The sequence below is a fragment of the Photobacterium sagamiensis genome (assembly GCF_050337085.1).
GTDB lineage: Bacteria > Pseudomonadota > Gammaproteobacteria > Enterobacterales > Vibrionaceae > Photobacterium > Photobacterium sagamiensis.
Genome location: NZ_JAKJSP010000104.1, coordinates 1 through 5,093 on the forward strand (window position 1 = coordinate 1; position 5,093 = coordinate 5,093).

The window sequence follows — 5,093 nt, forward strand, 5'->3', positions numbered from 1 at the left end:
ACACTGAAATTGCTCTTTGAAAACTGAACAAAACAAAGCGCCAACGTTAAATTTTAAGTGAGCACACACTATTAAAAAAGCAAAATGAGCAAGTCAAACATTTCTTCGGAGAGTTTGATCCTGGCTCAGGACGAACGCTGGCGGCGTGCCTAATACATGCAAGTCGAGCGAATCGATGGGAGCTTGCTCCCTGAGATTAGCGGCGGACGGGTGAGTAACACGTGGGCAACCTGCCTATAAGACTGGGATAACTTCGGGAAACCGGAGCTAATACCGGATACGTTCTTTTCTCGCATGAGAGAAGATGGAAAGACGGTTTCGRCTGTCACTTATAGATGGGCCCGCGGCGCATTAGCTAGTTGGTGAGGTAATGGCTCACCAAGGCGACGATGCGTAGCCGACCTGAGAGGGTGATCGGCCACACTGGGACTGAGACACGGCCCAGACTCCTACGGGAGGCAGCAGTAGGGAATCTTCCGCAATGGACGAAAGTCTGACGGAGCAACGCCGCGTGAACGAAGAAGGCCTTCGGGTCGTAAAGTTCTGTTGTTAGGGAAGAACAAGTACCAGAGTAACTGCTGGTACCTTGACGGTACCTAACCAGAAAGCCACGGCTAACTACGTGCCAGCAGCCGCGGTAATACGTAGGTGGCAAGCGTTGTCCGGAATTATTGGGCGTAAAGCGCGCGCAGGTGGTTCCTTAAGTCTGATGTGAAAGCCCACGGCTCAACCGTGGAGGGTCATTGGAAACTGGGGAACTTGAGTGCAGAAGAGGAAAGTGGAATTCCAAGTGTAGCGGTGAAATGCGTAGAGATTTGGAGGAACACCAGTGGCGAAGGCGACTTTCTGGTCTGTAACTGACACTGAGGCGCGAAAGCGTGGGGAGCAAACAGGATTAGATACCCTGGTAGTCCACGCCGTAAACGATGAGTGCTAAGTGTTAGAGGGTTTCCGCCCTTTAGTGCTGCAGCTAACGCATTAAGCACTCCGCCTGGGGAGTACGGCCGCAAGGCTGAAACTCAAAGGAATTGACGGGGGCCCGCACAAGCGGTGGAGCATGTGGTTTAATTCGAAGCAACGCGAAGAACCTTACCAGGTCTTGACATCCTCTGACAACCCTAGAGATAGGGCKTTCCCCTTCGGGGGACAGAGTGACAGGTGGTGCATGGTTGTCGTCAGCTCGTGTCGTGAGATGTTGGGTTAAGTCCCGCAACGAGCGCAACCCTTGATCTTAGTTGCCAGCATTYAGTTGGGCACTCTAAGGTGACTGCCGGTGACAAACCGGAGGAAGGTGGGGATGACGTCAAATCATCATGCCCCTTATGACCTGGGCTACACACGTGCTACAATGGATGGTACAAAGGGCTGCAAACCTGCGAAGGTAAGCGAATCCCATAAAGCCATTCTCAGTTCGGATTGTAGGCTGCAACTCGCCTACATGAAGCCGGAATCGCTAGTAATCGCGGATCAGCATGCCGCGGTGAATACGTTCCCGGGCCTTGTACACACCGCCCGTCACACCACGAGAGTTTGTAACACCCGAAGTCGGTGAGGTAACCTTTATGGAGCCAGCCGCCTAAGGTGGGACAGATGATTGGGGTGAAGTCGTAACAAGGTAGCCGTATCGGAAGGTGCGGCTGGATCACCTCCTTTCTAAGGATAAATACGAGAGCGCTTTTGTTTTGTTCAGTTTTGAATGAGTAATTCATTCARATRCGAAAGATCTCATCACGTAGTGATGRARTTTTTTCTTCTTTGTTCCTTGAAAACTAGATAATAGATAGAAGGCAATTAATTTTTTCAAAGCATCAGTAAGATCTTTTTTAACGGTTAAGTTAGAAAGGGCGCACGGTGGATGCCTTGGCACTAGGAGCCGATGAAGGACGGGACTAACACCGATATGCTTCGGGGAGCTGTAAGTAAGCTTTGATCCGGAGATTTCCGAATGGGGAAACCCACTGTTCGTAATGGAACAGTATCTTTACCTGAATACATAGGGTACTGAAGGCAGACCCGGGGAACTGAAACATCTAAGTACCCGGAGGAAGAGAAAGCAAATGCGATTTCCTGAGTAGCGGCGAGCGAAACGGAATTAGCCCAAACCAAGAGGCTTGCCTCTTGGGGTTGTAGGACACTCAACATGGAGTTACAAAGGAACGGGGTAAATGAAGTGATCTGGAAAGGTCCGTCAAAGAAGGTAAAAACCCTGTAGTTGAAACTTCGTTCCCTCCTGAGTGGATCCTGAGTACGGCGGGACACGAGAAATCCCGTCGGAAGCAGGGAGGACCATCTCCCAAGGCTAAATACTACCTAGTGACCGATAGTGAACCAGTACCGTGAGGGAAAGGTGAAAAGCACCCCGGAAGGGGAGTGAAATAGATCCTGAAACCGTGTGCCTACAAGTAGTCAAAGCYCGTTAATGGGTAATGGCGTGCCTTTTGTAGAATGAACCGGCGAGTTACGATTTCATGCGAGGTTAAGTTGATAAGACGGAGCCGCAGCGAAAGCGAGTCTGAATAGGGCGAATGAGTATGAGGTCGTAGACCCGAAACCAGGTGATCTACCCATGTCCAGGGTGAAGTTCAGGTAACACTGAATGGAGGCCCGAACCCACGCACGTTGAAAAGTGCGGGGATGAGGTGTGGGTAGCGGAGAAATTCCAATCGAACCTGGAGATAGCTGGTTCTCTCCGAAATAGCTTTAGGGCTAGCCTCAAGATGAGAGTATTGGAGGTAGAGCACTGATTGGACTAGGGGCCCCCAACGGGTTACCGAATTCAGTCAAACTCCGAATGCCAAATACTTATTCTTGGGAGTCAGACTGCGAGTGATAAGATCCGTAGTCGAAAGGGAAACAGCCCAGACCACCAGCTAAGGTCCCAAAGTATACGTTAAGTGGAAAAGGATGTGGAGTTGCTTAGACAACCAGGATGTTGGCTCAGAAGCAGCCATCATTTAAAGAGTGCGTAATAGCTCACTGGTCGAGTGACTCCGCGCCGAAAATGTACCGGGGCTAAACGTATCACCGAAGCTGTGGATTGACACCGTATGGTGTCGATGGTAGGAGAGCGTTCTAAGGGCGTTGAAGTCAGACCGGAAGGACTGGTGGAGCGCTTAGAAGTGAGAATGCCGGTATGAGTAGCGAAAGAAGGGTGAGAATCCCTTCCACCGAATGCCTAAGGTTTCCTGAGGAAGGCTCGTCCGCTCAGGGTTAGTCGGGACCTAAGCCGAGGCCGAAAGGCGTAGGCGATGGACAACAGGTTGATAYTCCTGTACCACCTATACATCGTTTGAACGATGGGGGGACGCAGAAGGATAGGGTAAGCGCGCTGTTGGATATGCGCGTCCAAGCAGTTAGGCCGGAAACGAGGCAAATCCCGTTTCCATYAAGGCGGAGCTGTGATGGCGAGGGAAATATAGTACCGAAGTTCCTGATTCCACGCTGCCAAGAAAAGCCTCTAGTRAGATGTAAGGTGCCCGTACCGCAAACCGACACAGGTAGGCGAGGAGAGAATCCTAAGGTGTGCGAGAGAACTCTCGTTAAGGAACTCGGCAAAATGACCCCGTAACTTCGGGAGAAGGGGTGCTTTTTAGGGTGAATAGCCCAGAAAAGCCGCAGTGAATAGGCCCAGGCGACTGTTTAGCAAAAACACAGGTCTCTGCGAAGCCGCAAGGCGAAGTATAGGGGCTGACACCTGCCCGGTGCTGGAAGGTTAAGGGGAGAGGTTAGCGCAAGCGAAGCTTTGAACCGAAGCCCCAGTAAACGGCGGCCGTAACTATAACGGTCCTAAGGTAGCGAAATTCCTTGTCGGGTAAGTTCCGACCCGCACGAAAGGTGTAACGATCTGGGCACTGTCTCAACGAGAGACTCGGTGAAATTATAGTACCTGTGAAGATGCAGGTTACCCGCGACAGGACGGAAAGACCCCGYGGAGCTTTACTGCAGCCTGATATTGAATTTTGGTACAGCTTGTACAGGATAGGTAGGAGCCTGAGAAGCCGGAGCGCTAGCTTCGGTGGAGGCGTTGGTGGGATACTACCCTGGCTGTATTGAAATTCTAACCCGCGCCCCTTATCGGGGTGGGAGACAGTGTCAGGTGGGCAGTTTGACTGGGGCGGTCGCCTCCTAAAGAGTAACGGAGGCGCCCAAAGGTTCCCTCAGAATGGTTGGAAATCATTCGTAGAGTGTAAAGGCACAAGGGAGCTTGACTGCGAGACCTACAAGTCGAGCAGGGACGAAAGTCGGGCTTAGTGATCCGGTGGTTCCGCATGGAAGGGCCATCGCTCAACGGATAAAAGCTACCCCGGGGATAACAGGCTTATCTCCCCCAAGAGTCCACATCGACGGGGAGGTTTGGCACCTCGATGTCGGCTCATCGCATCCTGGGGCTGTAGTCGGTCCCAAGGGTTGGGCTGTTCGCCCATTAAAGCGGTACGCGAGCTGGGTTCAGAACGTCGTGAGACAGTTCGGTCCCTATCCGTCGCGGGCGCAGGAAATTTGAGAGGAGCTGTCCTTAGTACGAGAGGACCGGGATGGACGCACCGCTGGTGTACCAGTTGTCTTGCCAAAGGCATAGCTGGGTAGCTACGTGCGGACGGGATAAGTGCTGAAAGCATCTAAGCATGAAGCCCCCCTCGAGATGAGATTTCCCATAGCGCAAGCTAGTAAGATCCCTGAAAGATGATCAGGTTGATAGGTCAGAGGTGGAAGCGTGGCGACATGTGGAGCTGACTGATACTAATAGATCGAGGACTTAACCACGCTTTAAAAAATGAAATACCTTCTTATTATCTAGTTTTGAAGGAACAACGTTCCTTTATTGTTTGGTGRCGATAGCGAAGAGGTCACACCCGTTCCCATTCCGAACACGGCAGTTAAGCTCTTCAGCGCCGATGGTAGTTGGGGGTTTCCCCCTGTGAGAGTAGGACGYCGCCAAGCTATAACCTTTAATTGTATCCTTTTTTTAAAAAAGGACATACTAAATTTTATACAAGAAACATTTATACCGTCGCGGGGTGGAGCAGTCCGGTAGCTCGTCGGGCTCATAACCCGAAGGTCGCAGGTTCAAATCCTGTCCCCGCAATTATTAGGTC

Annotated in this window: 1 tRNA gene and 3 rRNA genes; all 4 read left to right on the forward strand. The window is 51.5% G+C overall.

From position 1 onward, the window contains the following. Positions 1 to 102 precede the first annotated feature (102 nt). The 4 genes from L4D76_RS28360 to L4D76_RS28375 all read left to right on the forward strand — a co-directional run bounded on the left by L4D76_RS28360 (position 103) and on the right by L4D76_RS28375 (position 5,083). Positions 103 to 1,653: ribosomal RNA gene (locus L4D76_RS28360) — 16S ribosomal RNA — on the forward strand. 175 nt (positions 1,654 to 1,828) lie between these two features. Then, a 23S ribosomal RNA gene (locus tag L4D76_RS28365) occupies positions 1,829 to 4,761 on the forward strand. 61 nt (positions 4,762 to 4,822) lie between these two features. Then, a 5S ribosomal RNA gene (rrf, locus tag L4D76_RS28370) occupies positions 4,823 to 4,938 on the forward strand. The 16S, 23S and 5S rRNA genes sit together here with 1 tRNA gene alongside, the layout of an rRNA operon. Before the next feature lie 71 nt (positions 4,939 to 5,009). Further along, positions 5,010 to 5,083 (forward strand) — tRNA-Met (locus L4D76_RS28375). Positions 5,084 to 5,093 lie beyond the last annotated feature (10 nt).